Source organism: Nordella sp. HKS 07 (genome assembly GCF_011046735.1).
Taxonomy (GTDB): Bacteria; Pseudomonadota; Alphaproteobacteria; order Rhizobiales; family Aestuariivirgaceae; genus Taklimakanibacter.
This window is the reverse complement of the sequence record NZ_CP049258.1, coordinates 4,251,128-4,277,808: the sequence shown is the minus strand read 5'-3', so window position 1 is coordinate 4,277,808 and position 26,681 is coordinate 4,251,128. Positions and strand designations below refer to the sequence as shown.

Below are 26,681 nucleotides of genomic sequence, written 5' to 3'. Positions count from 1 at the left end.
CAGGTCGCCCAGAAGAGCACGCAGAAGCATGGTCACATATTCCAAGGCGCGCCCGCGCAAAAGCCCGGTCAAAGGCTGGTCCCCTGGCGCGTCGGCCTCGCCGCTTTCTCCCATCGAACGCAGTAAGACGACGGCGGACGAGGTCGAGGAACGCCTTATCATGGCCATTGCCATGGGCGACAAGGCGGCCGGCGAGCGCATCACCGAGGCCGAACTCGCCCAGGCCCTCAGTGTCAGCCGCGTTCCCGCCCGCGAGGCGATGCAGAAGCTCCTGCTGCGCGGCATTCTGGTGGAAAGCGAACAGCGGGGCCTGCGCGTCACCGACTATGGTCCCGAGCGGATCAATGAGCTGTTCGAGCTGCGCTTCGCGATCGAGAAGATCATCTTCCAGCATGTGATGCGGTCGGGCAGGAGCCGGGCGCCGCTCATCGGCGAGCTCGAGGCCATCGTCGGCCAGATGCGCAAGCTTTCGGGCTCCGGCGATCCGGTGATCCTGGGCTCGATCGACCTCGATTTCCACCGCGCGGTCGCGCGCCACTCCGGCAATGTGCTCGCCGCCAAGATCTGGGAAGGTCTCGCCCAGCACATGCTGATCATCTTCTGCCGCGACTGGATCAACACCAAGGACCGGACCGGCGAAGTCAAGCTCCACGAGCAACTCGTCGAATTCGTCCGCAACGGCTCGGTGAAAGACATAGACGATGTGCTGAAGAAGCACTTCTCCGATCCCGCTAGCCGGACCCGTTCGCACAAGAGCTGATCGCTCCGGATCGCTTTCACGGAACACAACAAGCAGGACGCCTCCATGAAGATCCAATCCGTCGACTGTCTCGGCCTTTTCGGCAAATCGCCCAAAGGTGGATGGAGCAATGAGATCCGGCCTGAGGATTCTGTGCATGCGCTGGTGGTCATCAAGACCGACGAAGGCCATGTCGGCATCGGCAGCGTCTTCACCGATGCGCGCCTTGTCGAAGCGGCGCTCGGCGTGCTGCGCCCGCTCCTCATCGGCGAGAGCGTCGAGCCGATGCGGGTCGCTGAGAAACTGCATCAGAATACCTTCTGGATGGGCCGCGGCGGCAGCCTCACCCATGCGATTTCAGGCATCGACATCGCGCTCTGGGACATTTTCGGCAAGGTGACGGGCCAGCCGATCGGCCGCCTGCTCGGCGGACGCTATCGCGACAAAGTGAAGGCCTATGCCTCGATCCTCATGGAAATGCCCGATCTGATGCGAGAGCGCACCGCTTTCTATCGCGCGCAGGGTTTCCGCGCGATCAAGATCGGCTGGGGTCCGTTCGGCCGCCGCGAAAGCCGCAAGCTCGACGAAGAGATCGTGCGCGCGGCGCGCGAAGGTGCGGGCGATGACTGTCTGCTGATGGTCGATGCGGGAGCGAGCGACGCCTTCTGGCCCAATGGGCTCAACTGGGCCGTCAACACGGCCCAGATGCTCAAGGACTACGATGTGCGCTGGTTCGAGGAGGCGCTGGTACCGGACGCGCTCGAAGACTTCAAGCAGCTGCGCCAGAGGAGCCCGGTGCCGATCGCGACCGGCGAATGCATCACCCGAAGGCAAAACTACCTGCCCTGGTTCGAAAGCCGCGCCCTCGACATCGTGCAGCCGGACGTCACCAAGGTCGGCGGCATATCGGAGCAGATCCAGATCGCCCGCTTGGCCAATGAATTCGGCATCCAATATATCGGCCACGGCTGGAACACCGCGGTCGGCCTCGCCGCCGACCTGCAGATCGCGGCCGCCATCCCGACGGCGGAGCTCGTCGAATATATCGGCGGCTCTCCCTATGTCGATGACATCACCGAAGGGGGTTGGCGGCTCGATGAGGACGGCATGCTGGCCATTCCCGATGCGCCAGGCCTTGGCATCAAGCTTGATCACGGCGCCCTGCGCGAGCTTACCCGCAATGCCGACGCGGTCCTCGGATGAGGGATCCTCGCCCTCAAGGGGAGAGTGTCTTGACATTCAGTATACCGTATGCGGAAACTGGAGATAAAGGCTCCTGGGAGGATATATAATGAGTGACGTGAAGCCGGAGCGGTCGCGGGTCACCAATCCGATCGACTTCGACAAGGCCGGCCGCCAGGCGGGCGTGCTCAGGGCGCCTTTGTCGCGCAACAATTCGGGCTGGGGCGTCGTCGAAATTCCCATCTACTCCTTCAAGAATGGCTCAGGCCCGACGATCCTCCTCACTGGCGGTATCCATGGCGATGAGTATGAAGGGCCGATCGCCATATCGCGTCTCGCCCACACGCTCGATCCCGCCCGCATTCAGGGCCGGGTGATCATGATTCCGGCTTTCAATATTCCCGCTGTCCTCAATGATACGCGGCTCAGCCCGGTCGATGAGCGAGACATGAATCGCTGTTTTCCCGGCAATCCGCGCGGCACATTCTCGGAGATGCTGGCGCATTTCCTCGACAGCCATGTTTTGCCCTTCGCCGATGTGTCGCTCGACATGCACACGGCTGGACACTCCTTCGACTCGGCTCTGTCGACCAACATGCATTACCTCGCCGATCCCGAAAGGCGGAAGCAGACCATGGCCGCGGCGGCGGCCTTCGGCGCGCCCTACAATGTCGTGTTCTGGGGTGTCGATGAGGGCGCCACCTTCACCTCCTGCGTCGAGCGCCGCCAGATCATCTCGCTCGGCACCGAGCTCGGCGGCTGGGGCCGGGTCAATGTCGAGGGCGTGCGCATCGCAAGGCGCGGCATCGACAATGTCCTCAAGCATTTCAACGTCCTCGAAGGCAAGCCGGACACGCGTCAGCGCGACGGCTCGGAAGCGACCCGCCATATGATGGTGCGCGATCAGACCTGCTATGCCTTTTCGCCTGCCGGCGCCCTGTTCGAGCCCGGCAATGTGGTGGGCGATGCCGTGAAGGCCGGTGAGCCTGCGGGCTGGCTGCATTTCGTCGAGGATGCCGATCGACCATCGATAGAGGTGCGTTATCCGCGCGACGGAGTAGTCTGGATGGCGGCCGGACCCGGGCGCATCAAGCGCGGCGATCCGGTCGCGGTCATCATGACCGATTACGACGACAGACTGGCCGCCGGCTAATCAAGGGAAGCTCCTCGCATCATGTCTGAGGCGCTCATCGACATCCGCAACCTCACCGTCCGTCTCGCGGGCGGGCGTGACGCCGTGCTGGTCGACGACGTGTCATTCTCGGTGGCGAAGGGTGAAGTGCTCTGCATCGTGGGGGAATCGGGCTGCGGCAAGACCGTGACGGCCCGCTCGATCATCGGCCTTACCCGGCAGGACCCACGCTTCGATGTATCCGGCGCAATCCGATTCGACGGGCGCGACCTTGTGCAGCTCGCGCCCCATGAGCTGCGGCAAGTGCAAGGCGCCGGCATCGCGATGATCTTCCAGGACCCCATGACCTCGCTCAACCCGCTGCACCGCATCGGGCGGCAGATCGGCGAGGTCATGTCCCTGCATACGAAGCAGTCGCCGCCGGAGATCCGACGCCGCACGCTCGAATTGCTGCGGCAGGTCGGGATCCCCAACCCCGAAGCACGGATCGACGACTATCCGCATCAATTCTCAGGCGGCATGCGCCAGCGCGCCATGATTGCCATGGCGCTCGCCTGCTCGCCCTCCCTCCTCATCGCCGACGAACCGACAACAGCGCTCGACGTCACCACGCAAAAGCAGATCCTGGCGCTGATCATGCAGCTCAAGGCCGAATACGGGATGGGCTTGATCCTCATCACCCATGATCTGGGCATCGTGGCCGAGATCGCCGACCGGGTGATGGTGATGTATGCCGGGCGCTGCGTCGAGATCGGCGCGGTTCGCGCGCTGTTCCATGCCCCCCAGCATCCCTATACCGCCGGGCTTCTCGCCTCGATGCCCGCCGCCAATCGGGCGCGCGGCGTGCGTCTGCCCTCGATCAGAGGTGTGCCGCCGATCCTCAGCGAAGGCCGGCCGCAAGGCTGCGCTTTCCTGCCGCGCTGCGACTTCGCTCTCGGACAATGTCGCAGCCTTCCCCCGCTCACGGCATCGGGAACCGATAGGGGGCATCTCGATCGCTGCTGGCTTACACCTGAGGTGAAGCGTGAGACCCTGGGCCGCCTCCGCGAGGAGGCCCGGCGATGAGCGATACGCCCCTCGTCCGCATCACCGGCTTGCGCAAATATTTCGCCGTCAAGGGTGGCTGGCTCGGTGGCCGGCGCGGCCAGGTCCATGCGGTGGACGATGTTTCCTTCGACGTCGCGCAAGGCGAGACACTGGGTCTGGTCGGTGAATCCGGCTGCGGCAAGTCCACGCTGGCGCGTTGCATCGTCCGCCTCGTCGAGCCGGATCAGGGCAAGCTCGAATTCGCCGGCGAGGACATTACCCATCGCTCGCCCAAGGCGCTCAAGCCGCTGCGGCGGCAGCTACAGCTCATCTTCCAGGATCCCTATGCCAGCCTCAATCCGCGCAAGCGGATCGGCCAGATACTCGACGCGGCGCTCGATCTGCGCGCTGGCGGCACCAGCCGAAGCGAACGACGGGCCGAGATCGCGCGGCTTCTCGAGCGTGTCGGCCTCGCCCCGCAATTCATGGACCGGCGCCCGCGCGAGTTGTCGGGTGGACAGCGCCAGCGCGTCGGCATCGCCAGAGCCCTCGCCGTCGGCCCCCGGCTGATCGTCGCCGACGAACCCGTCTCCGCCCTCGACGTCTCGGTTCAGGCCGACATCCTCAATCTGCTCAAGGATCTGCAGGCGGAGCTGGGGCTCACCGTCATCTTCATCTCGCATGATCTGGGTGTCATCCGGCATGTCTCGGATCGCGTCGGTGTCATGTATCTCGGCCGTCTCGTCGAGCTGGCACCCGCCGATCAATTCTATGCGGCGCCGTTGCATCCTTATTCGGAAGCGCTGCTGTCGGCGATTCCGATGCCCGATCCCGATGCGCATCTGACGCGCAAGGAGATCGTGCTTGAAGGTGATATTCCGAGCCCGCTCGCCCCGCCCAGAGGCTGCCGCTTCCATACGCGCTGTCCTTATGCGCAGGCCCTTTGCGCCACGAGCGAACCCACACTTTTAACTCAGGCCGGCGGCCGTCTGGTCGCCTGTCATTTTCCACTCGCAAAGCAAGAGAGCATAGGGAGGTAGACGTGACTAAAACAACAAAGACAGGACTATCCGGAGCCGCGGTGATGAACCGCGCGCAGTTCCTCAAGCTCCTCGGCGGATCGGCCTTCGCCGCCATGGCGGGAAGCTTCGGCTTCGCCACGACGGCGCTTGCCGAAGGCGGAGACCTGGTGGTGGGCATCTCGAGCGACATCAAGACGCTCGATCCGCAGATGTCGCCGCTCGACGTGTTCCGCCACACCATACGCTCGACGGTCTTCGAGGCGCTCGTCTTCATCAATCCGGAGACTCTCGCGGCCGATCCGATGCTGGCGGAGAGCTGGCAGAAGTCAGACGACGGCCTCACCTGGACTTTCGCTCTGAAGTCCGGCGTCACCTGGCACAATGGCTCGCCCTTCACCGCCGCCGATGTCGTCTATTCGATCAAGCGCGTGCAGGATCCCAAGGTGGGCAGCCCCTTCGCGCCGCAACTCACCGCCATCTCCAATGTAGAGGCCAAGGACGACAAGACCGTCGTCCTGACGCTCGCCCACACGGTGCCTGGCCTTCTCGCCAATCTGGCGGTGATCCAGATCGTCAATGAGGCGAGCATCGGCACGATCACCACCGCCCCCGTCGGCACCGGCCCATTCAAATTCGCCAACTGGGCGCCGGGCGACCGCATCCGGGTGGAGAAATATGACGGCCATCGCGAGGCGCCCAAGGTCGCGGCCATCGAATGGCGCATCGTGCCGGATTCACAGGCACGCCTCGCCGGCCTCCAGGATGGCAGCCTGCAGATGGTGGCGCTTGTCGAAGGCAAGGACGTCATCCAGGCGCAGTCCATGGCCGGCATCGCGATCATCCAGACCAAGCCCTATGTGCTCTACGAGAATTTCAACATCAACACCAAGCGCGCGCCCTTCGACGATAAGCGCGTGCGCCAGGCATTGGCCTTCGCCTTCGACCGTGCGGCCTATACCAAGTCGATCTGGTTCGGCTTCGCGCGCCCGACCATCAATCCGGTACCGCCCGAAATGGCGACCTATCTGCCGGATTCGGCCGAGCAATATCCATTCGATCTCGAGAAGGCGGCGGCGCTCCTCGCGGAAGCGGGCTTCAGCAAGGACAAGCCGCTGACGATGGAGATCCTCACGCCCACCGGCTTCGACTCGCTCAAGTCGATGGCGCTCATCCTGCAGGACAACCTCAACCGCATCGGCCACAAGGTGACCGTGCGCGATCTCGAGATCACTGTGTGGATCGATCGCATCCTGACCAAGCCCGACTACGACCTCACCACCAACAACTACAATACGGGCCCTGAGGATCCGGCGAGCATGTTCAACTCGCCCAATCTCGCTCCCACCGCCAATGTCTCCTTGTGGAACCCGCCCGGCTATGCCGATCTCGTCGCCAAGGCGGCGGCCGAGATCGAGCCCAAGAAGCAGGTCGAGCTCTATCAGGAGCTGCAGAAGCTGCTGCTCGAGGAAATGCCGCAGATCACCATCGATCATCTGCCGCTGTTCTTCCTCGGCAGCGAGGCGTCCAAGTCACTCGTCATCGGGCCGAGCGGCATCGACGACTACAAGAAGATCGCGCTCTAACGTAAACTCCTACGAACAGAGGCGCCGACTTCCAAGGTCGGCGCCGCGTTCGGGAAAAGTGCATGGCAATCTATCTCCTGGTGCGCATTCTCGGCGGTGTGGTGACGCTTTTTTGCGTCAGCGCCCTCGCTTTCTTCGCCACCGCTTTGGCGCCCGGTAATCCGGCCGCGGTGCTGCTCGGCAATCTGGCGACGCCGGAACGTATCGCCGCCGTCACCGAGCAGATGGGCCTCGATAAGCCGCTGCCCATCCGCTACGCCATCTGGCTCAAGGAGATGCTGCAGGGAAATCTCGGCACATCCAATCTCAGCTTCAAGCCCGTCAACGACCTGGTTCTCGCCGCTCTGCCGCCGACACTCGAGCTCGCGGCTCTGAGCCTTGCGCTCGCCGTCGTCATCGCCATTCCCATGGGCCTGATCCTGGCCCAGAACCGCGACCGCTGGTGGACGCGGCCGCTGTCGGGCCTCGTCACGCTCGGCATCTCGGTGCCGGGCTTCTGGGTCGGCCTCCTGCTCATCGTGCTGTTCTCGATGACCTTCAGGCTGCTGCCATCGGGCGGCTACGTACCAATGTCGCGCAGCGTTTCCGGTAATCTTCGCGCCATGGTCCTGCCTGTGCTGACGCTTGCCATCTATCTCGTTCCCTCGCTGGTACGCTTCGTGCGCGTGACCGCGGCAGGGGTCCTACGCGAGGATTATATCGACACGGTGCGCGCCAAGGGTGCGGGGCCATGGCGCATCCTGCTCCAGCATGTGGCGCCCAATACACTCATTCCCACCGTCACCTATATCGGCCTGCAGCTCGGCGTGCTGATCTCCGGCGCCATTGTGATCGAGATCATCTTCTCGATCCCCGGCCTCGGGCGCCTCGGCATGAACGCCGTGCTCAACCGCGACTATCCGGTGATCCAGGGCGTCGTGCTGATCGCCGCCACCGGCTATGTCGTCGTCAATCTTCTCATCGATCTTGCTTATACGCTGATCGATCCCCGGATCCGCACCAGATGACCAACCTCTCCACGCAACAAGACGCCCCCGCGGCGCCGATTACTCGCCCGCAAAAAGGCTCCCTGGCCTACATCCTGCGGCGGTCGCCGGTGGCGGTGCTTCTCGTGGCGTTGTTCCTAGTCGCCGCCCTATTCGGTCCATGGCTGGCGCCCCACTCCATGACCGACACCAATCTCACCCAGGCGCTGCAGCCGCCCAACGCGATCTATTGGCTGGGCACCGACGCGCTCGGCCGCGACGTGCTGAGCCGGCTGCTCGGGTCTGCCGGCGTCGCGGCCCAGGCCTTTCTTATCGTCGTCCTCATCGGCGGCGTGTTCGGCACGCTGTTCGGGCTTTTCGCCGGCGGCATCGGCGGCTTGACCGATCTCGTGCTGTCGCGTGTCATCGAGATCCTGCAGGGCTTTCCGACCGTCCTCGTCGCCATCGTCATCGTGGCGTTGCTCAACCCTTCGCTCACCAATGCGATGATCGCGGTCGGCCTTGCCGCCGTGCCCGATTTCGCCCGGGTGGCGCGGGGTGTCGCCATACAACTGCGCGAGCGGGAATTCATCCAGGCGGCGCGCGGGCTGGGACTGAGCGAAACCCGCATTCTGCTCAGTGAAGTGCTGCCGAACATGGTCGGGCCCCTCATCATCATCGCGAGCTTCGACGGCGCCCAGGCGATCATGTGGGAAGCGGCGCTTTCCTTCCTGGGCCTCGGCGTGCAGCCGCCCTACCCGTCCTTCGGATCGATGCTGCGCGAGGCGCAGAACTTCCTCGCCATCCAGCCCTCGCTCGCGGTCACCGTCGGCCTCACCGTGTCGGCCATCATCCTCGGTCTCAACCTGCTCGGCGACGGCCTCAGCGATTACTATGAAAGCGGCGATAAGTGAGTATCGTCACGCCGTCCAGTGGACCTCATGCCACGCTCCGGTGTCGGGAGCGCCAAGGCAGAACTGCGCCTTAGTCGTTTCGGACAGTGAAAAGACAACCGACCCGAAGGTCGATCCCGGCCGCTCCTGCATCGGCAGTATGCAGATCGGTGTCGTCCGATCGGACAGAATGTGCTTTGCCTCCTCCACCGACATGGCCGGCGCCATCCGACCGTCGACAAAGCCCAGACGCCGACGCGACTCGGCCACGCGACCGTGTGCTTCGAGGATCGCCAGCGAGGCCGGCGCGATATCGGTGCTCGTCAGCGGATGGTTCGTATGCGCGAGCGCGGCCGCCGCCCCGCGGGCGGCGCTGACCGCCGAGCCCCGCGCTGAGCATTCAAGTCCGGTAACGCCGTCCTTGTCGGCAACCGCATAATGCTGTCCGCTGGCATGGGGAACCGACCGCACGAAGCGGACCGCCTCCTCAGCACTCGCCTGCGCCAGCGCTCCCCGGAAAACCGCCGCGACCGGCAGTCCGGCCTTGTTGTGATTGAGCATCAGTAGCGTGTTCACGCAGATGCCGAAGCCGGCATGGCTGACACCGGTGAGGCCGATGAGACCGGCCGAGCTCAGGACCAGCGCTTCCGGCGCATCCGCCGGCCTGATACGCAGGACGACCTGCGAGCCATCCATGAAGGAGGGCAGGTCCATGTTCTGGGCCAGCAGCCTCCCTTCATTGCGCTGCGCCGTCGACAGCACGCTGCAGCCGGGCTCGACGTGCGGCGGGTTCTCGAGATCGTACCACCACTGCTCGTCCATCAGATTATAGGCCGCGATGATGTCGAACGGCACATCGGCCCCTTCCGCGATGCCGCGGATCTCTTCCATCAGATCGGGGACCTCGCTTTCGATGCGTTGAATGAGCGCCGTGCCCGCCAGGAAGCCGGCCACGTAGCCCTTGAGGGCGGCGGCGCCGGCCCCTTCCCCAAGCGTCGCCTCGTGCCAGCGCGCCAGCGCCGCTTGCACGAGGTCGCGCGCCGATTCGCCATGGGCTCGGCCCCGCTCCCGACCGGTTCCGCGACAATCGATGACAATCATGTTCTAACGAGTCCCCATTCCAGAATGCGCGCCGAGATCCGGCGTCTTGCTCAAAAGTGTGCGTACATAGTCATCGGACGGCACGGTCGGAATGTCCAGAGTCCGGCTGTGTACGGACCGGAGAGGTCTCCTGCCAGGATGGGCTCAAGTACTGAAGAAGGCAGAGAGGAGCGTGCTCCATTCGCCATGCGCAACTTGCCGGCGAGGTCTTCGCGCGAATATAGGCGGCTAGCCCCTGCTCACCTTGCGCAGCTGGCGCACATACCAGACCATGATGAAGGCGAGACAGGCGAAAACGGTCAGCGCCAGGATGACGGAGGCCACCGCGAGCCTTGGCGTGCCGGCGGAGCGCAGGCTCAGCCACATCAGAACCGGCATGGTCTGGGTATCGCGGTCGGTGAGGAACAGCGCCATCACGAATTCGTTGAGCGAGATCACGAAGGCGAAGAGCGCCGAGGAGATGACGCCGGTCGACACCATCGGTACGACGATCTCGAAGAAGGTGCGCAAGGGGCTGGCGCCGAGATCGTAGGACGCCTCGACCACCCGGTAATCGACGGTGCGGAAGGTCGCTTCCATCAGCATGAAGACCAGCGGCATGGCCCAAAGCGAATGAGCCACCATCACCAGCGCGCGCGAGCCGTAGACATTGAAACCCGCGATCTGGACGCCGCCGAACGTCATGGCGATGCCGAGACCCAGCACCACGCCCGGCATAAAAAGCGGCAGCATGATCAGAATATAGAGCGCGTTCTTGAAGGGGATGGGGAAGCGCTCGAAGGCCCAGGCCGCCAATATGCCGGAGGTGGTGGATATGACGGCCGTGCCGACAGCAATGATCACGCTGCTCTTCAGCGCATCGTTCCATTGCGGGCTGGCGAAGAAGTCCTGATACCACTTGAGCGACCAGGCACTGATCGGGAAGCGGATCATCGAGGCGTCGTTGAACGACATGACCAGCGTGACCAGAACCGGGATCAGGATATAGGCGACAATAAAGACGATGAAGGCGGCGCCTAGCGCCTTCAGCATGACGGGCTCGAAGCCGCGACGGCGCGCGATCTCAGACATGATAAGAGGCCCGTTTCGGCATGAGCATGCGGGTCAGCACGATGACCGCAGCCACACCCAGAACCAGAACCATGGAAAAGGCCGCGGCCAGCGGCCAGTTGTGCTTGCCGAGCATCTGCTCCTGGATCAGATAGCCGACCGTCCACAGCGTGTCGGGACCGAGCGCCGACGGCGTCGCATAGGTGCCCATGGTCCAGATGAAGGATTGCGAGAAGGCGACCAGAAGCCCGGTCCAGGTCAAGGGCAGCAGGACTTCCCGGAAGGTGGTCAAAGGCGGGGCGCCGAGATCGGCGCTCGCCTCGATCATACGCTTGTCGACGCCGTCGAAGATCGACAGCAGGATGAAGAAGCAATAGGGCAGCGTCACATAGATGAGGCCGACAAAGGCGGCAAACTCGGTGTACATCAGGCTGACCTTGTCGGTGACGAGACCGAGCGAGACGAGCGCGTAGCTTAAGAGGCCGTTCTTGGGGAAGAACATCCACCAACCGAAGATGATGGCGATCTCGGAGATGAGCAGCGGACACAGCGCCAGGCCGATGAGCAGCAGGCGCCAGCGCGGCGGCTTCAGCCACACAAGCAGCGCGAAGGCGTAGCCGATTGCCACCGTGGCGAAGGTCGCCATCAGAGCGAGCTTCACCGTGGTCCAGATGGCGTTGGTGAAAACCCGGTTGGAGATCAGTTGGACATAGTGATCGAAAGTGAAGCCCGGCACATAGAGGCGCTGATCGGGATGGAGATTGAAGCTCATCCGCGCCATGAAGAGCGTCGGCAGACCGAAGAGGATCAGCACGATCACCAGCGCCGGCAGCAGAAGCAGCAGAGCCGTGCGCTGCTTTTTGCCTCGGGAAGTCATGAAGTAACTTCCTCCTTCTCCCGCTTGCGGGAGAAGGTGCCCGAAGGGCAGATGAGGGTGTCCTTGGAGAATTGTCGACCTGACCGATGAAACTCGAGTTCAAGTCCGGTTATTGCGGGCTGCGCGCGTGATTGACCGCCCAACACCCTCATCCGGCCTATCGGCCACCTTCTCCCGCAAGCGGGAGAAGGGGAAACGCGGAGAGAGCTCCTCATCGAAAGACCTTCATGTCTTCGCTGCGCCAGCCGACCTCCACCAGATCCCCGACCGCGTGGCCGATCGTTCCCGCATGATCGGCGAAGACCTCGAGCGCGCCGGCCTTCAGATGATAGCGGTGCACGTCGCCGAGAAATTCGATGAAGTGGATGGTCGCCTTGAGCCGGTTGGGCAGGCCCGCGGCCTCACTTGCGAGCTTGAGCCGGGACGGTCTTATATAGAGCCGCGCCTCGCCTTGCGGCAGGTTGTCCTTTAGTGTGAGCGCCACGGCATGTCCCTGCCGGTCGGTGACCTCGCCGCCGGCCCGGCGCACCGGAAAACAACAGCTCTCCCCGATGAAGGTAAAGACGAATTCATTGGCGGGGTCGTGGAAGATCGTCTCCGGCCGGTCGATCTGCTCGATGCCGCCCTTGTTCATGACCGCGACACGGCTCGACATGGCCATCGCCTCGCCCTGGTCATGGGTGACATAAATGGCGCTGAATTCGAGCTCGTCATGCAGCCGCTTGATCTCGCCGCGCAGCTGCAGGCGCAACGACAGATCGAGCGCCGATAAAGGCTCGTCGAAGAGCAGGATGGCGGGCCTGACCACCAGCGAGCGGGCAAGGGCCACGCGCTGCTTCTGACCGCCCGACAGCTGGCTCGGATAGCGATGCTCGTAGCCCTGCAAACGCACGATATCGAGGGCCTGGCGGATGCGCTGGTCGCGCTCCGGCCGATCGACCTTGCGCATACGAAGCCCATAGGCGACGTTCTCGGCCACCGTCTTATGGGGAAAGAGCGCTCCCGACTGGAAGATGGTTGCAGTGTCGCGCCGGTAGGGCGGCAAATGGTCGACACGCTCGCCCTTGATGCGGATGGCGCCGGCGTCGAGCTCTTCGAAGCCGCCGATGAGCCGCAAGGTCGAGGTCTTGCCCGAGCCTGAGGGCCCGAGCAAAGTCACGAATTCGCCGGGCGCCACCGCGAGCGATACATTGTCGACCGCCACGACCGAGCCGAAGCAGCGCCGCACAGTCTCCAATTCGAGCGCCGTCCGCTTTGTCACCCGAGTCCATCCCCTTCATGGTGCTGGATTTTGGATAGCCGGGGAAATGCGCCGGCGCAACCATGACGGGCCGGGCATCCCCTATGTCCCTCGTGTCAGGCCTTGATGCGGGCGCCTTGCGGGTCGTACCAGGGCTTCAACTGCGTCTTCACCTTGTAGCGCTTCCAGGCCACCTCCACCTCAAGAGCAGCTTCGGCAAGTGATGCCTCGCTGACCCCCTGCGGCAGGCTCAGATATCCCATGCCGAGGGAAGCGCCGATGCGATGGCCATAGGCTCCCGAAGTGACGGAGCCGACGATCTCGCCGTTCCAGCGCAGCGGCTCATGATGATAGAGCAGCGGCGCGTCCTTCTCGGGCAGCATCAATTGCACCAGCTTTCGGCGCGGACCGCCCTCCTCCTTCTGCTTGAGCAGCGCCTCACGGCCGATGAAACCGCCCGGCTTGTCATAGGCGACCGCGAAGCCAAGACCGCCTTCGAGCGGTGTATCTTCCTCGCCGATGTCATGGCTCCAATGGCGATACCCCTTTTCCATGCGTAGCGAGTTGATGGCGAAGTAGCCGCCTTGCTTCAGCCCCAGAGGTGCCCCCGCCTCGACCAGGCTATCATAGACATGGGTGGCGAACTCAGTCGGCATGTAGATCTCCCAGCCGAGCTCGCCGACAAAGGTGACGCGGCTGGCGCGCACTCGGGCATAGCCGAGATCGATCTCGCGGCTGGTGCCGAAGGGAAACGCTTCATTGGAGAAGTCGGCCGGCGACAGAGCCTTGAGTAGCTCACGCGATTTCGGCCCCATCAGCGCCAGCATCGGCATGCCCGAGGTCACATCCTTCACGAAGACATGGGCATCGTCCGGAATGTGGCGGCGCAGCCAGGCGAAATCGCGCCTTTGCGAAACCGCAATGGTGACGATCAGGAAGGAGGTCTCCGACAGGCGCGTGACGGTGACGTCGGCCTCGATGCCACCCTGCTCGTTCAGCCACTGTGTATAGACGATGCGGCCCACCGCCACGTCGATATTGTTGGCGCAGATGCGGTTCAGCACCCGGCAGGCATCGCGGCCCTCGACCTCGAACTTCACGAAGCAGCTGTGGTCGAAAAGCGTGACATTCTCGCCCGTGTTGCGGCATTCGGCGCCACAGAGATGGAACCAGTTCTGCCGTCCATAGGAGTAATGGATCTCCGGCGTCTTGCCCGGACCTGCGAAGAAGCCCGGCCGTTCATAACCCGCCGCCTCGGTCATGAAGGCGCCTTCGGCGAGCAGCCGGTCATGGAAGGGGCTGCGTCTCACATCGCGCGCGGTGGCGAACTGGCGATAAGGCCAGTGCATATCGAACAGCAGCCCCAGCGTCTCGGTCGTGCGGTCGAAGAGATATTTCTTGTTGGTCTGGAAGGACTGCATACGCCGGACATCGACATCCGCCAGCTCCATGGGAGGGCGGCCGTCGCGGATCCACTCGGCCAGCGCCTTGCCGACGCCGCCCGAAGACAGGATGCCGATGGAGTTGAAGCCGCAGGCGCAGAAGAGGCCGTCGACTTCTGGCACTTCGCCGAGAAGATAACGGTCGTCGGGTGTGAAGCTTTCCGGCCCGTTGAAGAAGAGCTGGATGCCGGTATTGGCGATCAGCGGCACGCGCTTGGTCGCCATTTCGAGGATCGGTTCGAAATGATCGAAGTCCTCGGGCAGCGAATCGAAGCAGAAATCCTCCGGGATGCCGTCATGGCCCCAAGGCTTGGCCTTGGGCTCGAAACAGCCGAGCAGGAGTTTGCCGGCATCTTCCTTGTAGTAGGCGCATTCATCGCCGAGGAAGAGCACCGGCAGCTTCTTCGGCAGATCGGGAATGGGCTCAGTGACGATGTAGAAATGCTCGGCGGCATGAAGCGGCAACGCGACACCGATCTCGGCGGCGAGATCGCGCGACCACATGCCGCCGCAGATCACCACATGCTTGGCGCGGATCTGGCCCTTGTCGGTCTCGACGCCGGCGATGCGGCCGCCTTCGACCAGGATGCGCTTGACCCGCGTATGCTCGAGAATGCGGGCGCCGCCCATGCGCGCACCCTTGGCATAGGCCATGGTTACGTCGGCCGTATTGACCTGGCCGTCATTGGGAAACCAGTAGCCGCCGACAACGCCCTCGGTATTGATCGGCTCCCACATCTTCTTGATGTCGTCGGGAGTCACCTGCTCGACCGCGAGGCCGAAATTGCGACCCATCGAGGCACCACGGCTCAACTCCTCGAAACGCGCTTCGGTGTTTGCCACGCGCAGCGAGCCATGTTTCTTGAAGCCGGTCGCCTGGCCGGTCTCGGCCTCGAGCGTCTGGAAGAGCTCGCCCGTATATTTGGCCAACTCGGTCATGCGGCGCGTGGCACGCAACTGCGTGACGAGACCAGCGGCATGCCAGGTGGTGCCGCAGGTCAGCTGCTTGCGCTCGCATAGAACGACATCGGTGATGCCGAGCTTGGTCAGGTGATAAGCGACCGAACAGCCGGCGATACCGCCGCCCACAATAATCACATCCGCTCTGTCGGGCTGTCCTGTCGTCACGAATTACTCTCCTCTATAAGTAACTTTGGGGAGATTGCGACAAGCATCAAAAAATCGCAACTGTGAAATTTTGGCTTGATAATTTCACATAAGTGAACAATTATGGCGTTACACCAGTCAGCAGGGAGTATCATGTGCTGAAGGAAAGCCATGGCCAGAATGGCGGAGCGGCCAGCTCCAATACATCTCCCGATCAGGCTGGGCGCGAGATCCGCGATCTGCGCAAGGCCCGGCGCATCACCATCAAAGCCTTGTCCGAACGCACCGGCCTTTCCGTCGGTTATCTGAGCGAGATCGAACGCGGTCTCGCCTTCCCCAATATCAAAGCGCTGCATGACATCGCCACGGCGCTCGGCGTCACGATCAGCTGGTTCTTCCACAAAGACGGGGCTAAGGAGCCGGAAGAGCACGCTCTGCTCGTGCGCGCCGCGAACCGGCGGCGCGTCTCCTTTTCCAGCGGCATCACCGACGAGCTCCTGTCGCCGCACCTGCGCGGCCAACTCGAGCTTCTGCTCTCGCGCTTTCCGCCGGGATCGGCAAGCGGTGCCGAGCCTTACAGCCACCAGGGCGAGGAAGCCGGCATCGTGTTGTCCGGCATGCTCGAACTCTGGGTGGGTGACAAGCACCTCGTCCTGCAGGAAGGCGACAGTTTCGGCTTCGACAGCACCAAGCCGCACCGCTACCGCAATCCCGGTGAGCGGGAAGCGGTGGTAATCTGGGCGATCACGCCGCCCAGCTATTAGCGGCTAGGCCCGCTCCGACGGATCGCCATAGCCGCCACCCGTCGGGGTGCGTAGGATGATCGCGTCCCCCGCTTCAAGGCTGACCTGGCAGCAGCCGGACTGGATTTCATGAGAGCCGTCGCGGCGGCGCACCATGTTCACGCCAAGCTGGCCAGGCTCGCCCCCCTTCAATCCGAAAGGCCGCACACGCCGATGGCCGGAGAGAATGGCGCATTCCATCGCCTCCAGGAATCTGATCGTGCGCTCGGTACCGTCGCCGGCAGACCAGCGCCCTTTGCCGCCCGAGTTCTCGCGGATGTGGAAATCCTCCAGCAACACCGGATAGCGCAGCTCGAGGATCTCAGGGTCGGTGAGACGCGAATTGGTCATGTGGGTATGAACGCCGTCGGCGCCGTCGAAGCCGGGTCCGGCCGGCGCGCCGGAGCAGATCGTCTCGTAATATTGATATTTGGCATTGCCGAAAGTGAGATTGTTCATGGTCCCCTGCGCGGCCGCCATGATGCCGAGCGCGCCGAACAGGCAGTTGGTTACCGCCTGGCTCACCTCGACATTGCCGGCGACGACGGCGGCCGGATAAACGGGCGACAACATCGTGCCCTCCGGAATCACCATCTTCACCGGCCGCAGGCAGCCGGCATTCATCGGGATGGCGGCATTGACCAGCACCCGGAAGACATAAAGCACGGCGGCGCGCGCGACCGGGGTCGGCGCGTTGAAATTGTCGTCGCGCTGCGCCGATGTCCCGGTGAAGTCGACCGTCACCTCGCGCGCTGCCCGGTCGACGCAGATGCGGACACGGATCACGCTACCCTGATCGATCTCGTAGGTGAACTCACCGTCGGACAGGCCGACAATGGCGCGCGCCACGCTCTCGGCCGTATTGTCCTGCACATGTTTCATATAGGCATGAACCACGTCGAGGCCGAAATGGTTGACCATCTTGCGCAATTCGGCGGCGCCGCGCTCGTTGGCGGCAATCTGCGCCTTCAGGTCGTTGACATTCTGCACCACATTGCGGACCGGATAACGACCGCTCGTCAGCAGGCGCTCGAGCTCGCTTTGACGGAAGCGGCCGCGGTCCACCAGCTTGAAATTGTCGATATAGACGCCCTCTTCCTCGATGGTCCTGGCGCGCGGCGACATGGAGCCAGGTGCCGTGCCGCCGATGTCGGCATGATGGCCGCGCGAGGCGACGAAAAACAGGATGCTGCCATCCTCGGCGAAGACGGGCGTCACCACGGTGATATCGGGGAGATGCGTTCCGCCATTATAGGGCGCGTTCAGCGCGAAAACATCGCCGGGCGCGATCGCGTCGCCAAAGGCCTGAATGACGCTGCGCACCGACATGTCCATCGAGCCCAGATGCACCGGCACATGCGGCGCATTGGCGACGAGCGCCGCCTCGTGGTCGAAGACGGCACAGGAAAAATCGAGCCGCTCCTTGATGTTCACGGAATAGGCAGTGTTCTGCAGCGTCAATCCCATCTGCTCGGCGATCGACATGAAGAGATTGTTGAAGACTTCCAGGAGAACGGGATCGGCGGTCGTGCCGGTCGGCGCGGCGCGGCGCATGGGTATCGCGCGCTGCATGAGGACATGGTCGCGGCCGGTGATGCAAGCGCGCCATCCCGCTTCCACGACGATGGTCTGATGCGGCTCGATCAGCAGTGCCGGTCCGGCGATGATGTGGCCGGGCTTCAAATCGGCGCGAAAATAGACGCCCGCCTGATGCCCCTCGCCTTGCGAATAGAATTGCGTCGCCTGAGACGGCTTTGCTTCGGCGGCAGGCGCGGCCGCCTCCGCCTCGGCGATCGTGCGTCCGCCGCCGATCGCCTCGGCGAACAGGGCATCGAAGGCAATCTCGTTGGTCTCATCGATGAAGCCGAAGCGGGTGCGGTGGGCGGTCTCGAAGGCGGCCACCATTTCAGTCAGCGGGCCGAAGGGAACGGCGAGCGCCGTGTCGGTTCCGGCATAGCGCAGATGCGCCTGCCGGCTGACCGTGATGTCCACTTCGGCGACGCCCTGGGCCAGGACCTCGGCAATCGCCTCGCCGGCGAGGCCATCGAGCACGACTGCTGCCTCGGCGAGGCCTTCCTGTGCGAAGGGCGCATGCAAGGTGCGCTGGCGAACGGCGCGAATATCGGCCAGGCCCATGCCATAGGCCGAGAGAACGCCGGACATGGGATGCACGAGCACGGTCTCGATGCCAAGGGCATCGGCGACCAGGCAGGCATGCTGGCCACCCGCGCCGCCGAAACATTGCAGCGCATAGCGGGTGACGTCATAGCCGCGCTGGACGGAGATCTTCTTCACCGCCGCCGCCATGTTCTCCACCGCGATGCGAATGAACCCGTCCGCCACCTGCTCGGCGCTCATGCCGGTTCCAACGTCGCAGGCGAGCGCGGCAAATTGCGCGCGCACGCCCTCGCGGTCGAGCGGCTGGTCGCGCCCGGCGCCGAAAATCGCCGGGAACAATTCGGGCTGCAGCTTGCCCAGCATGACATTGGCGTCGGTCACGGTCAGCGGGCCGCCGCGGCGATAGGCGGCGGGCCCCGGATTGGCGCCGGCCGAATCCGGCCCCACCGTGAAGCGGGAACCGTCGAAATGCAGGATCGAACCGCCGCCGGCGGCAACGGTGTGGATCAGCATCATCGGCGCCCTGACCCGCGTGCCGGCCACCTCGGTCTCGAATGTGCGTTCGTACTCGCCGGCGAAATGCGACACGTCGGTCGAGGTGCCGCCCATGTCGAAGCCGATCACCTGATCGATGCCGGCCCGGCGCGCCGTCTCGATGCAGCCGACGACGCCGCCGGCGGGGCCTGAGAGAATGGCATCGCGGCCCTGGAAAAGTCCGGCCGCGGTGAGGCCGCCCGATGACGTCATGAACATCAGGCGGCAGCCGCTCTCGGCACCACCGAGCTCGGCGGCGACGCGGTCGACATAACGCAGGAGGATCGGGGACAGATAGGCGTCGACCACCGTCGTGTCACCCCGCCCGACCAGCTTGACCATCGGGCTCACGAGATGAGAGGCGGAAACTTGCGTGAAGCCCACTTGGCGCGCGAGGTCCGCTACCTGCTTCTCGTGGTCGGGATAGCGATAGCCGTGCATGAAGACGATCGCGCAGGCGCGGATTCCCGCGGCAAAGGCCGCTTCCAGGTCACGGCGCGCACCGGCGAGACCGAGAGGCGTTTCGACGGTCCCGTCGGCCCGCACGCGTTCGGCGACCTCGCTAACCCTTTCATAGAGTTGCTCGGGCTTGACGATCGCCTGCGCGAAAATATCGGGGCGGGCCTGATAGCCGATGCTCAGCGCATCGCGAAAGCCGCGGGTGATGAGAAGAAGGGTGCGATCACCCTTGCGCTCAAGAAGCGCATTGGTGGCCACAGTGGTGCCCATCTTCACCGTCGCGATCTTCCCGGCCGGGATAGGATCGACGGTCGCGACTCCGAGAAACTCCCGGATCCCCTGCAATGCGGCATCGGGATACGCCTCTGGATTGTCGGACAGAAGCTTCCTGACATGGAGCCCGCCTTGCGGATCTTGCGCCACCACATCAGTGAAAGTTCCACCACGATCGATCCAGAATTCCCACTTACCCAAGTCTGTCTCCTTCATTCTCTGACATTATAAGCACGATATATCGATAAAATGTCAATATGGACGGCCAATAGTTTCGCACGTAGAGATAGAGTTATTGCTCAGCGCGAGGATTCTCCCATGGTCGACCCCACCAACGAGTTCAATGTCCCGATCGTCTCGTCGGCCCATCTCGCCGCCGGTGCCATGCCGGCACTGTCTGAATTCGAGTTCGGCTCGATCATCGTGGCGCATGCCTTCGACCGCTGGATGGTGCGCTGCATGGCCGCCGCCGGGGTGCCCGATATGTCGCCAATCGACGTCCTCGTCCTGCATTCGGTCTATCACCGCAACAAGCCGAAGCGGATGGCGGATATCTGCCTGGTGCTCAACATCGAGGATACCCATGTCGTCAGCTACGCCATCAAGAAGCTGGCACGCCTCAAGCTGGTGGCGAGCCACAAGCAGGGCAAGGAGAAGCTCGTCTCGGTGACGGCGACCGGGGCGCGCGCCTGCCAGCGCTATCACGAGATCCGCGAGGCGCTGCTGGTCCGCTCGGTCGGCACGATCGGGCTCGATCAGCAAAGCCTGTCGCGGATCGCGGCGCAGATGCGGGCTCTGTCCGGACACTACGACCAGGCCGCGCGCGCCGCCGCCTCGCTCTGACGCGACATCTGCCGCTCACCTCGCCGTGAAGTCGGCGGAGGCCGTTGCGAAAGCCGCTTGACTCCCCTCTGACGATTTGACAACGTTTCGTCGATAAAAATTAAAAAACCTGCTTATGGGATGGTTCAGCGCCGGACGAGTTGGGTAAAAGTCCTGCGGATTCCCTCGCCATGGGTCGACAAAAACAACAATTACAGGAGGGTCGCCTTGTCTTATCATCAGACATTTCGCCGTTTCGCCCTAGCCCTCGCCTTCTCGGCGGGCACTTTGGCGCTCACGCCGCTCACCACACTCGCGCAAAGCGGCGGTACACTGATCTGGGGCATGCCGGCCGAGACCGATACGCTCGATCCGCACGCAACAGGCGGATGGAGCACCTATCAGGTCACCTATCAGATCTTCGAGGGGCTGGTTAAGGAGGATCTCACCAAGGCGGACGTGCCGACGCCTGAACTCGTGCCGGGACTCGCCAAATCCTGGACCATCTCGGATGACGGCCTCCAATACACATTCCATCTGCGCGAGGGCGTCAAGTTCCATGACGGCACGCCCTTCGATGCCGAAGCGGTGAAATTCAATTTCGAGCGGTTCTGGGATGAGAGCTCGCCGAATTTCTACAAGAAGGCTAAGGCCTTCGTCATCGCCTATACGAAATGGATCAAGAGCGTCGAGGTCATCGATCCGATGACAGTGCGCGTCACCCTCAAGGCACCCAACTATCAGTGGTTGCGCCAGGGCCTGCAGAGCTACGGCCAGCCCCTGATGATCAGTCCGACGGCAGTCAAGAAATACGGCAATGAAGGCATTGTCGCGCATCCGATCGGCACTGGCCCCTTCAAATTCGTCGAGCGCGACCAGGGCGTGAAAACAGTGCTCGAGCGTAATGATGACTATTGGGGCAACAAGGCCAAGCTCGCCAAGGTGATCTTCCGGCCTCTGCAGGATCCCGCCACGCGCATTAACGCGCTGGAAAACGGCGAGATCCACATGATTACCACCCCGCCCTGGGACGAGATCGAGCGCCTGGCCGCGGCCGGCTTCCAGGTTTCAACCAACAAGAATGTTCCCTATATCAACTTCATCCATCTCAACTTCAAAAATCCGGCGCTGAAAGATATCCGGGTGCGCAAGGCCATCAATATGGCCATCGACCGGGAAGGCATAGCGAAGGAGATCTATCGCGGCACGGGCCGTGCCGAATATGGCATGCTGTCGCCCGGCACCGATGCTTATGATCCCAACTTCAAGAGCTTTTCCTATGATCCGGAAGGCGCCAAGAAGCTCCTCGCGGAGGCCGGGGTGAAAGATCTCAAGCTCATATTCGAGGTGCCGCAATATGGCACCGGCGAGGTCGTCGAGACCTGGATCCAGCGCGATCTCAAGAAGGTCGGTATCGACGTCGAACTGCGCAAGTATGAATGGGTGACCTATCTCGGCAAATGGGCCGGCGGCATGCCCGAGGACGTCGCCATGAACGAGATTGGCTGGGGTATGTCGACGCCATCCTGGATCGACATTGTGTCGCGCTGCGACTCGGCCCCGCCCGGCGGCATCAATTCCGGCTACTACTGCAATCCGGAGGTCGACAAGCTGCTTGACCAGGCGATCCTCGAGCGCGATCCGGTCAAGGCCAAGGAGATCTACCAGAAAGCAAACCGCATCATCATGGACGACGCGGCCTTCGTTCCGCTGGTCGATGACCTGCAGCCGATCATCACGGCGCCCAGCGTCAAAGGCTTCGTCAACCCGCCGGAAGACTGGTACGATCTCTCCATCGTGTCGGTGGAATAGCGGAAGGCCGGCCGCCCAAAAGGCGGCCGATCTGCAAGGGCGCATATGGGATCGTTCATCGCCAGACGTCTTCTCGGCATCGTCCCGGTGATATTCGGCGTGTCGATTGTGATCTTTCTTCTGGTCCAATTGACACCCGGCGATTCCGCCACAGCACTTCTCGGGCCACAGGCCACGGAAGAGGCCAAGCAGGAACTCAGGCAAACGCTCGGCCTCGACCGCCCCATACCCATCCAGTATGCGGCGTGGCTCAAGCGCACGCTGGGCGGCGATTTCGGCACATCGATCGCCACTCAGATTCCGGTGACCAAGCTCGTCCTGCCGCGCTTCGTGAATACGCTGATCCTCACCAGCGCCGCGCTCCTCCTCGCCATGATCATCGGCTATTCGATCGGCATGTTCGCGGCGCTCAGAGCCAACTCCCCCTTCGATCGGACCGCCATGTCGGTGAGCCTGCTCGCCGGCAGCGCACCCGAATTCTGGCTCGGGCTGATGCTGGTGCTGCTCTTCGCCATCAAGCTCAAATGGCTGCCGGTCTCCGGCATGGAGGACATGGCGGGCGATGGCGGCCTCGTCGATCTCCTCGAGCATCTGATCCTGCCGGCGATCACAGCGGCACTCGGTCCGGCTGCAATCATCACCCGCATCGCGCGCGCCAGCCTCATCGAGACACTTCGCCGCCCGCATGTCCGGGTGGCGCGCGCCAAAGGCATAAGGCGGGCATCACTGCTGCGCCGCCATGTCATCCTCAACGCGCTGCCTTCGATCACCACCATCACCGGTCTGCAGCTCGGCTATCTCCTCGGCGGCGCGCTCCTCACCGAAGTCGTCTTCGCCTGGCCGGGCCTGGGTTCGCTGCTCTATGACTCGATCACCGCCCGCGATATCCCGGTGCTGCAGGCAACGACCCTGCTGATCGCCCTCACCTTCGTTCTCACCAATATCGTGGTCGATGTCATCAATGCGATGATCGATCCCCGGCTGCGCGAGGCGTGACGGCGATGACGAGCCCCAGTCTCGATGAAGCAAGACCTCTGCAGGCGCCGGCCAAATCGGCGCGGCGCTTCTGGCGCCTCAAGGCCTTCTGCCGCAACTGGACAGCGGTGATCGCCGCGACATTTTTGATCATCGTCCTTCTCGCGACGCTCTTCGCCCCCCTGATCAGCGTGCACGGGCCCTATGACGCCGACAATCTCTCCCGCTATGTTCCGATCGGCACCGAAGGCTATCTGCTCGGCACGGACCAGCAGGGGCGCGACATGGTTGCCCGTCTCCTCTATGGCGGTCGCATCTCGCTGCTCGTCGGCATCATCCCGACGCTGACCGCGAGCGCCATCGGCCTGGCGCTCGGCCTCATGGCGGGTTACACGCGCGGCCTCACCGACCACGCGATCATGCGTTGTCTCGATGTGGTCTTCGCCTTTCCGATGGTGCTGCTCGCCATCGCCATCGCCGGCGCCATGCAGCCCGGCGCCTCGACCGAGATCATCTCGATCACCGTGATCCTGATCCCCTATTTCGCCCGGCTCGCCCGCACTGCTACACAGGAGGTCGCGGCGATGCCCTATATCGAGGCGGCCCGCGCCGCCGGTGGCTCGCCGGCCAGCATCATGTTGCGCTATCTCCTGCCCAATGTGTTCAGCCCCGTCATCGTCTATGCGACGACGCTGATGGGCCTGATGATCGTCGTCGGTTCGGGCTTGAGCTTCCTCGGCCTCGGCGTTCAGCCGCCGACGGCGGATTGGGGCGCCATGGTCGCCGAAGGCCGCGTTGTGCTGCGCCGGGCGCCGCATGTCACTGTCCTGCCCGGCCTCCTCATCCTCCTCGTCTCGCTCGCCTTCAACTTCCTGGGCGACGGAATCCGCGACGCGCTTGATCCGAGGTCGATCCGGCGATGAGCGGTGCCAGCGACATCACCCTCGAGGTGAATGATCTCACGACGCGCTTCGGCGACGCGCGCACCGGCGTGACTGTCGTCGATGGGGTGAGCTTCAATCTCCGCCGCGGGCGCACCACAGCCCTGGTGGGTGAATCGGGCTGCGGCAAGTCGGCCACCGCTCTGTCGCTCATGCAGCTGCTCGAGCCGCCCGGTGAGGTGATCGGCGGGGAGGTCAAGCTCGCCGGTGTGGATCTAACCCACCTCAGCGAGACGGAGATGGCCGATGTGCGTGGGCGCCGCATCGGCATGGTGTTCCAGGACCCGATGACGTCGCTCAATCCCCTGCTGCCGATCGGCACCCAGATCGCCGAGACGCTGCTCGCCCATACCGATCTCTCGCGCTCGCAAGCCGAGCAGCGCGCCATTGATCTTTTGACCCGTGTCGGCGTTTCCGACGCGGCCCGGCGCGTCCACGATTATCCCCATCATTTCAGCGGCGGCATGCGCCAGCGCGCGCTGATCGCCGCCGCGATCAGCTGTTCACCTGAAATCATCATCGCCGATGAACCCACGACGGCGCTGGACGTCACGGTCCAGGCCAAAATCCTGCGCCTTCTCTACGATCTGCAGCAGGCCATGCATGCCTCGCTGCTGCTGATCACGCATGATCTCGGCGTCGTCGCCGCCATGGCCGACGATGCCATCGTCATGTATGCCGGCCGGATCGTCGAACGCGCCGATGTCGACACGCTGTTTCATGCGCCGCGCCATCCCTATACCAAGGCGCTGCTCGCCTGCGTCGAAGGCATGAATGACCGCCAGGCGCCGCTCGAGCCGATCCAGGGCATGGCGCCCGATCTGAAGGAACCGCAACCGGGTTGCCGCTTCGCGCCGCGCTGCCCGATGGTGCGCGCTGAATGCCGACGCCGGGATCCGGAGCTTCGGGCGGTATCCGCCGCCCACGATGTCGCCTGCCTGCTCGTTCGGGAGGAGGCAGTCCATGGCTGAGATGCTTCTCGAAGTCGCCCGCCTCATCAAGAGCTTTCCCGCCCGTGGCAAAGCGCGAAGTGTGCAGGCGGTGGCTGATGCGAGCCTCACTCTGGCGCGCGGCGAGACGCTGGGTCTCGTCGGAGAAAGCGGCTGTGGAAAGTCTACTCTGTCGCGCCTCATCCTGTCACTCATCGAGGCCGACCAGGGTGTGGTGAAGATTGCCGGCGAGGATTTCCTCCAGGCGTCGCGCGAGCGGCAGCGGGTTATGCGGCGGCGCATCCAGATTGTCTTCCAGGATGCGCTGTCGTCGCTCAATCCGCGCATGACGGTCGGCGTGAACATCGCCGAGCCGATGCGCCTGCAAGGGCTGGGCACGAAGCAGTCGCGGCGCGACGAGGCGCGGCAATTACTGGAGCTGGTGGGGTTGCGCGCGGCGGATGAAGACCGCTATCCGCATGAATTCTCCGGCGGGCAATGCCAGCGCATCGCCATCGCCCGGGCGCTGATCCTCAAACCCGAAATCGTCATCTTCGACGAAGCGGTCTCGGCGCTCGACGTCTCCATCCGGGCCCAGATCCTGCGCCTCATTCTCGATCTGCAGCAGAAGTTCGGCCTCTCCTACATCTTCATCTCGCACGATCTGAGCGTGGTCAAACGCATCTGTGACCGTATCGCGGTCATGTATCTCGGCCGCATCGTGGAGATCGGTCCCTCCCAGACCGTATGCGACCGGCCGCGCCATCCCTATACGAAGGCGCTGCTCAGCGCCATTCCGGTCGCCGATCCGCGCCAGATGCGGGTCAAGAATCTGGGGCTGATCGAAGGGGACAGTGTCACGGCGGTGGTCTCGGGTGGGTGCGCTTTCGAGGCGCGCTGCCCCTATCGTTTCGAGCCCTGCGGCCGGCAGGTGCCGCTCCTGATCGACCTCGAAGGCGGACAGCGCGCCGCCTGCTTCCTGAACGAGCCAGACCGTCAGCAAGGAGATCCAAGACCATGACCGCCAAGATCGTCGTAACCGGCTTCGAGCCCTGGGAGCATGGCATCGAGAATCCTACCCTTCAGGTGCTCGATCAATTGCACGCCGCAAATGACATCGACGGCGAGCTTACGCTGGTTCGGCTGCCGGTCGAATCCGACAGGATCGCCGATATCACCTCGAAGACGCTCGACGAGGTGAAACCCGATCTATGGATCAGCCTGGGTCTGGCGGCGGGGCTCTCCGTCATCGCAGTCGAGCGCATCGCCGCCAATGTGATGGACTTTCCCGTCCCCGATAATGTCGGTGTCCAGCATGGCGGCGTACCCGTCTTCACCGAGGGGCCTGCCGCCCACATGGCGACGTTGCCGGTCAAGCTGATCGCCGAGCAACTGCGCGAAGGCGGTATCCCGGCGAAGATCTCGAACTCGCCTTCGACCTATCTGTGCAATCAGATGATGTATACGGTGCTGCATCTCATAGAGAAGAAGGGCATGAAGACGCGCGCGGGCTTTATTCACGTGCCGGCCCATCCGCGCCTTGCCGCTCTACAGCGCTACCCCCTGACCGAGATGCCGTCGATGAGCATCGAGCTGATGGCCGAGGCTGTGAAGAGCGCCATCAGCATATCGATCCGCACGACCCAGGATAGCCAGGCACCGGTCCTCAACTATTGA

The 26,681-nt window shown here is 63.4% G+C and carries 22 protein-coding genes; 16 read left to right on the top strand and 6 right to left on the bottom strand.

Features of this window, described 5'->3' with window-relative positions:
* Positions 1 to 28: 28 nt before the first annotated feature.
* The 8 genes from G5V57_RS20175 to G5V57_RS20140 all read left to right on the top strand — a co-directional run bounded on the left by G5V57_RS20175 (position 29) and on the right by G5V57_RS20140 (position 8,563).
* Positions 29 to 760 carry a GntR family transcriptional regulator gene (locus G5V57_RS20175; RefSeq protein WP_165169345.1) on the top strand — a complete coding sequence of 244 codons (732 nt, stop codon included), beginning with the start codon at positions 29 to 31 and terminating at the stop codon, positions 758 to 760.
* Positions 761 to 805: 45 nt separating this feature from the next.
* On the top strand, positions 806 to 1,942 hold the full coding sequence (locus G5V57_RS20170; protein ID WP_165169344.1) for a mandelate racemase/muconate lactonizing enzyme family protein: 1,137 nt from the start codon (positions 806 to 808) through the stop codon (positions 1,940 to 1,942).
* A gap of 88 nt (positions 1,943 to 2,030) precedes the next feature.
* Positions 2,031 to 3,074, top strand: a complete 1,044-nt coding sequence (locus G5V57_RS20165; protein WP_165169343.1) for a succinylglutamate desuccinylase/aspartoacylase family protein — start codon at positions 2,031 to 2,033, stop codon at positions 3,072 to 3,074.
* Between the two features lie 21 nt (positions 3,075 to 3,095).
* Entirely contained in the window at positions 3,096 to 4,118 is a 1,023-nt protein-coding gene (locus G5V57_RS20160) for an ABC transporter ATP-binding protein (protein WP_165169342.1), read from the top strand.
* Positions 4,115 to 5,119 carry an ABC transporter ATP-binding protein gene (locus G5V57_RS20155; RefSeq protein ID WP_165169341.1) on the top strand — a complete coding sequence of 335 codons (1,005 nt, stop codon included), beginning with the start codon at positions 4,115 to 4,117 and terminating at the stop codon, positions 5,117 to 5,119. Before G5V57_RS20160 ends, G5V57_RS20155 begins: the two co-directional genes overlap by 4 nt.
* A 2-nt stretch (positions 5,120 to 5,121) precedes the next feature.
* Complete coding sequence (locus G5V57_RS20150) at positions 5,122 to 6,684, top strand: ABC transporter substrate-binding protein (RefSeq protein ID WP_165169340.1); 1,563 nt, start codon at positions 5,122 to 5,124, stop codon at positions 6,682 to 6,684.
* A gap of 62 nt (positions 6,685 to 6,746) precedes the next feature.
* Entirely contained in the window at positions 6,747 to 7,691 is a 945-nt protein-coding gene (locus tag G5V57_RS20145; RefSeq protein WP_165169339.1) for an ABC transporter permease, read from the top strand.
* Entirely contained in the window at positions 7,688 to 8,563 is an 876-nt protein-coding gene (locus G5V57_RS20140; protein ID WP_165169338.1) for an ABC transporter permease, read from the top strand. Before G5V57_RS20145 ends, G5V57_RS20140 begins: the two co-directional genes overlap by 4 nt.
* Before the next feature lie 6 nt (positions 8,564 to 8,569).
* Here G5V57_RS20140 and G5V57_RS20135 read toward each other — a convergent pair whose 3' ends face one another.
* From G5V57_RS20135 to G5V57_RS20115, 5 genes are all read right to left on the bottom strand, one after another.
* Entirely contained in the window at positions 8,570 to 9,643 is a 1,074-nt protein-coding gene (locus G5V57_RS20135; RefSeq protein WP_165169337.1) for a C45 family peptidase, read from the bottom strand.
* A 228-nt stretch (positions 9,644 to 9,871) separates the two neighbouring features.
* Positions 9,872 to 10,714 carry an ABC transporter permease gene (locus tag G5V57_RS20130; protein WP_165169336.1) on the bottom strand — a complete coding sequence of 281 codons (843 nt, stop codon included), beginning with the start codon at positions 10,712 to 10,714 and terminating at the stop codon, positions 9,872 to 9,874.
* Positions 10,707 to 11,570: an ABC transporter permease gene (locus tag G5V57_RS20125; RefSeq protein ID WP_165169335.1), complete on the bottom strand. Its 864-nt coding sequence runs from the start codon at positions 11,568 to 11,570 to the stop codon at positions 10,707 to 10,709. The genes G5V57_RS20130 and G5V57_RS20125 overlap by 8 nt, the downstream gene beginning before the upstream one ends.
* Before the next feature lie 211 nt (positions 11,571 to 11,781).
* Positions 11,782 to 12,831, bottom strand: a complete 1,050-nt coding sequence (locus G5V57_RS20120; RefSeq protein WP_165169334.1) for an ABC transporter ATP-binding protein — start codon at positions 12,829 to 12,831, stop codon at positions 11,782 to 11,784.
* A 95-nt stretch (positions 12,832 to 12,926) separates the two neighbouring features.
* Complete coding sequence (locus G5V57_RS20115) at positions 12,927 to 15,380, bottom strand: FAD-dependent oxidoreductase (RefSeq protein WP_165169333.1); 2,454 nt, start codon at positions 15,378 to 15,380, stop codon at positions 12,927 to 12,929.
* Positions 15,381 to 15,514: 134 nt separating this feature from the next.
* Here G5V57_RS20115 and G5V57_RS20110 point away from each other — a divergent pair, with 134 nt between their 5' ends.
* On the top strand, positions 15,515 to 16,123 hold the full coding sequence (locus G5V57_RS20110) for a helix-turn-helix domain-containing protein (RefSeq protein ID WP_246737296.1): 609 nt from the start codon (positions 15,515 to 15,517) through the stop codon (positions 16,121 to 16,123).
* Positions 16,124 to 16,126: 3 nt separating this feature from the next.
* Here G5V57_RS20110 and G5V57_RS20105 read toward each other — a convergent pair whose 3' ends face one another.
* Positions 16,127 to 19,741 carry a hydantoinase B/oxoprolinase family protein gene (locus G5V57_RS20105; protein WP_165169332.1) on the bottom strand — a complete coding sequence of 1,205 codons (3,615 nt, stop codon included), beginning with the start codon at positions 19,739 to 19,741 and terminating at the stop codon, positions 16,127 to 16,129.
* 102 nt (positions 19,742 to 19,843) lie between these two features.
* On the opposite strand from G5V57_RS20105, the gene G5V57_RS20100 reads away from it, so the two are divergent.
* The 7 genes from G5V57_RS20100 to G5V57_RS20070 all read left to right on the top strand — a co-directional run bounded on the left by G5V57_RS20100 (position 19,844) and on the right by G5V57_RS20070 (position 26,681).
* Positions 19,844 to 20,368 carry a winged helix DNA-binding protein gene (locus G5V57_RS20100; protein ID WP_165169331.1) on the top strand — a complete coding sequence of 175 codons (525 nt, stop codon included), beginning with the start codon at positions 19,844 to 19,846 and terminating at the stop codon, positions 20,366 to 20,368.
* A gap of 207 nt (positions 20,369 to 20,575) precedes the next feature.
* Positions 20,576 to 22,159: an ABC transporter substrate-binding protein gene (locus G5V57_RS20095; protein ID WP_165169330.1), complete on the top strand. Its 1,584-nt coding sequence runs from the start codon at positions 20,576 to 20,578 to the stop codon at positions 22,157 to 22,159.
* Positions 22,160 to 22,204: 45 nt separating this feature from the next.
* Positions 22,205 to 23,155 carry an ABC transporter permease gene (locus tag G5V57_RS20090; RefSeq protein WP_165169329.1) on the top strand — a complete coding sequence of 317 codons (951 nt, stop codon included), beginning with the start codon at positions 22,205 to 22,207 and terminating at the stop codon, positions 23,153 to 23,155.
* Between the two features lie 5 nt (positions 23,156 to 23,160).
* A complete protein-coding gene (locus G5V57_RS20085) occupies positions 23,161 to 24,057 on the top strand; it encodes an ABC transporter permease (RefSeq protein ID WP_165169328.1) in 897 nt (298 codons plus the stop codon).
* Positions 24,054 to 25,046: an ABC transporter ATP-binding protein gene (locus G5V57_RS20080; RefSeq protein WP_165169327.1), complete on the top strand. Its 993-nt coding sequence runs from the start codon at positions 24,054 to 24,056 to the stop codon at positions 25,044 to 25,046. Before G5V57_RS20085 ends, G5V57_RS20080 begins: the two co-directional genes overlap by 4 nt.
* Entirely contained in the window at positions 25,039 to 26,025 is a 987-nt protein-coding gene (locus G5V57_RS20075) for an ABC transporter ATP-binding protein (protein ID WP_165169326.1), read from the top strand. Before G5V57_RS20080 ends, G5V57_RS20075 begins: the two co-directional genes overlap by 8 nt.
* Positions 26,022 to 26,681, top strand: coding sequence for a pyroglutamyl-peptidase I (locus G5V57_RS20070; RefSeq protein ID WP_165169325.1), 660 nt, complete (start codon positions 26,022 to 26,024; stop codon positions 26,679 to 26,681). Before G5V57_RS20075 ends, G5V57_RS20070 begins: the two co-directional genes overlap by 4 nt.

Excerpts from the sequence above, each read along its gene's own strand:
- G5V57_RS20175 (WP_165169345.1), top strand. The coding sequence starts at position 29 with ATGGTCACATATTCCAAGGCGCGCCCGCGCAAAAGCCCGGTCAAAGGC.
- G5V57_RS20170 (WP_165169344.1), top strand. The coding sequence starts at position 806 with ATGAAGATCCAATCCGTCGACTGTCTCGGCCTTTTCGGCAAATCGCCC.
- G5V57_RS20165 (WP_165169343.1), top strand. The coding sequence starts at position 2,031 with ATGAGTGACGTGAAGCCGGAGCGGTCGCGGGTCACCAATCCGATCGAC.
- G5V57_RS20160 (WP_165169342.1), top strand. The coding sequence starts at position 3,096 with ATGTCTGAGGCGCTCATCGACATCCGCAACCTCACCGTCCGTCTCGCG.
- G5V57_RS20155 (WP_165169341.1), top strand. The coding sequence starts at position 4,115 with ATGAGCGATACGCCCCTCGTCCGCATCACCGGCTTGCGCAAATATTTC.
- G5V57_RS20145 (WP_165169339.1), top strand. The coding sequence starts at position 6,747 with ATGGCAATCTATCTCCTGGTGCGCATTCTCGGCGGTGTGGTGACGCTT.
- G5V57_RS20140 (WP_165169338.1), top strand. The coding sequence starts at position 7,688 with ATGACCAACCTCTCCACGCAACAAGACGCCCCCGCGGCGCCGATTACT.
- G5V57_RS20135 (WP_165169337.1), bottom strand. The coding sequence starts at position 9,643 with ATGATTGTCATCGATTGTCGCGGAACCGGTCGGGAGCGGGGCCGAGCC.
- G5V57_RS20130 (WP_165169336.1), bottom strand. The coding sequence starts at position 10,714 with ATGTCTGAGATCGCGCGCCGTCGCGGCTTCGAGCCCGTCATGCTGAAG.
- G5V57_RS20125 (WP_165169335.1), bottom strand. The coding sequence starts at position 11,570 with ATGACTTCCCGAGGCAAAAAGCAGCGCACGGCTCTGCTGCTTCTGCTG.
- G5V57_RS20105 (WP_165169332.1), bottom strand. The coding sequence starts at position 19,741 with ATGAAGGAGACAGACTTGGGTAAGTGGGAATTCTGGATCGATCGTGGT.
- G5V57_RS20100 (WP_165169331.1), top strand. The coding sequence starts at position 19,844 with ATGGTCGACCCCACCAACGAGTTCAATGTCCCGATCGTCTCGTCGGCC.
- G5V57_RS20090 (WP_165169329.1), top strand. The coding sequence starts at position 22,205 with ATGGGATCGTTCATCGCCAGACGTCTTCTCGGCATCGTCCCGGTGATA.
- G5V57_RS20085 (WP_165169328.1), top strand. The coding sequence starts at position 23,161 with ATGACGAGCCCCAGTCTCGATGAAGCAAGACCTCTGCAGGCGCCGGCC.
- G5V57_RS20080 (WP_165169327.1), top strand. The coding sequence starts at position 24,054 with ATGAGCGGTGCCAGCGACATCACCCTCGAGGTGAATGATCTCACGACG.
- G5V57_RS20075 (WP_165169326.1), top strand. The coding sequence starts at position 25,039 with ATGGCTGAGATGCTTCTCGAAGTCGCCCGCCTCATCAAGAGCTTTCCC.
- G5V57_RS20070 (WP_165169325.1), top strand. The coding sequence starts at position 26,022 with ATGACCGCCAAGATCGTCGTAACCGGCTTCGAGCCCTGGGAGCATGGC.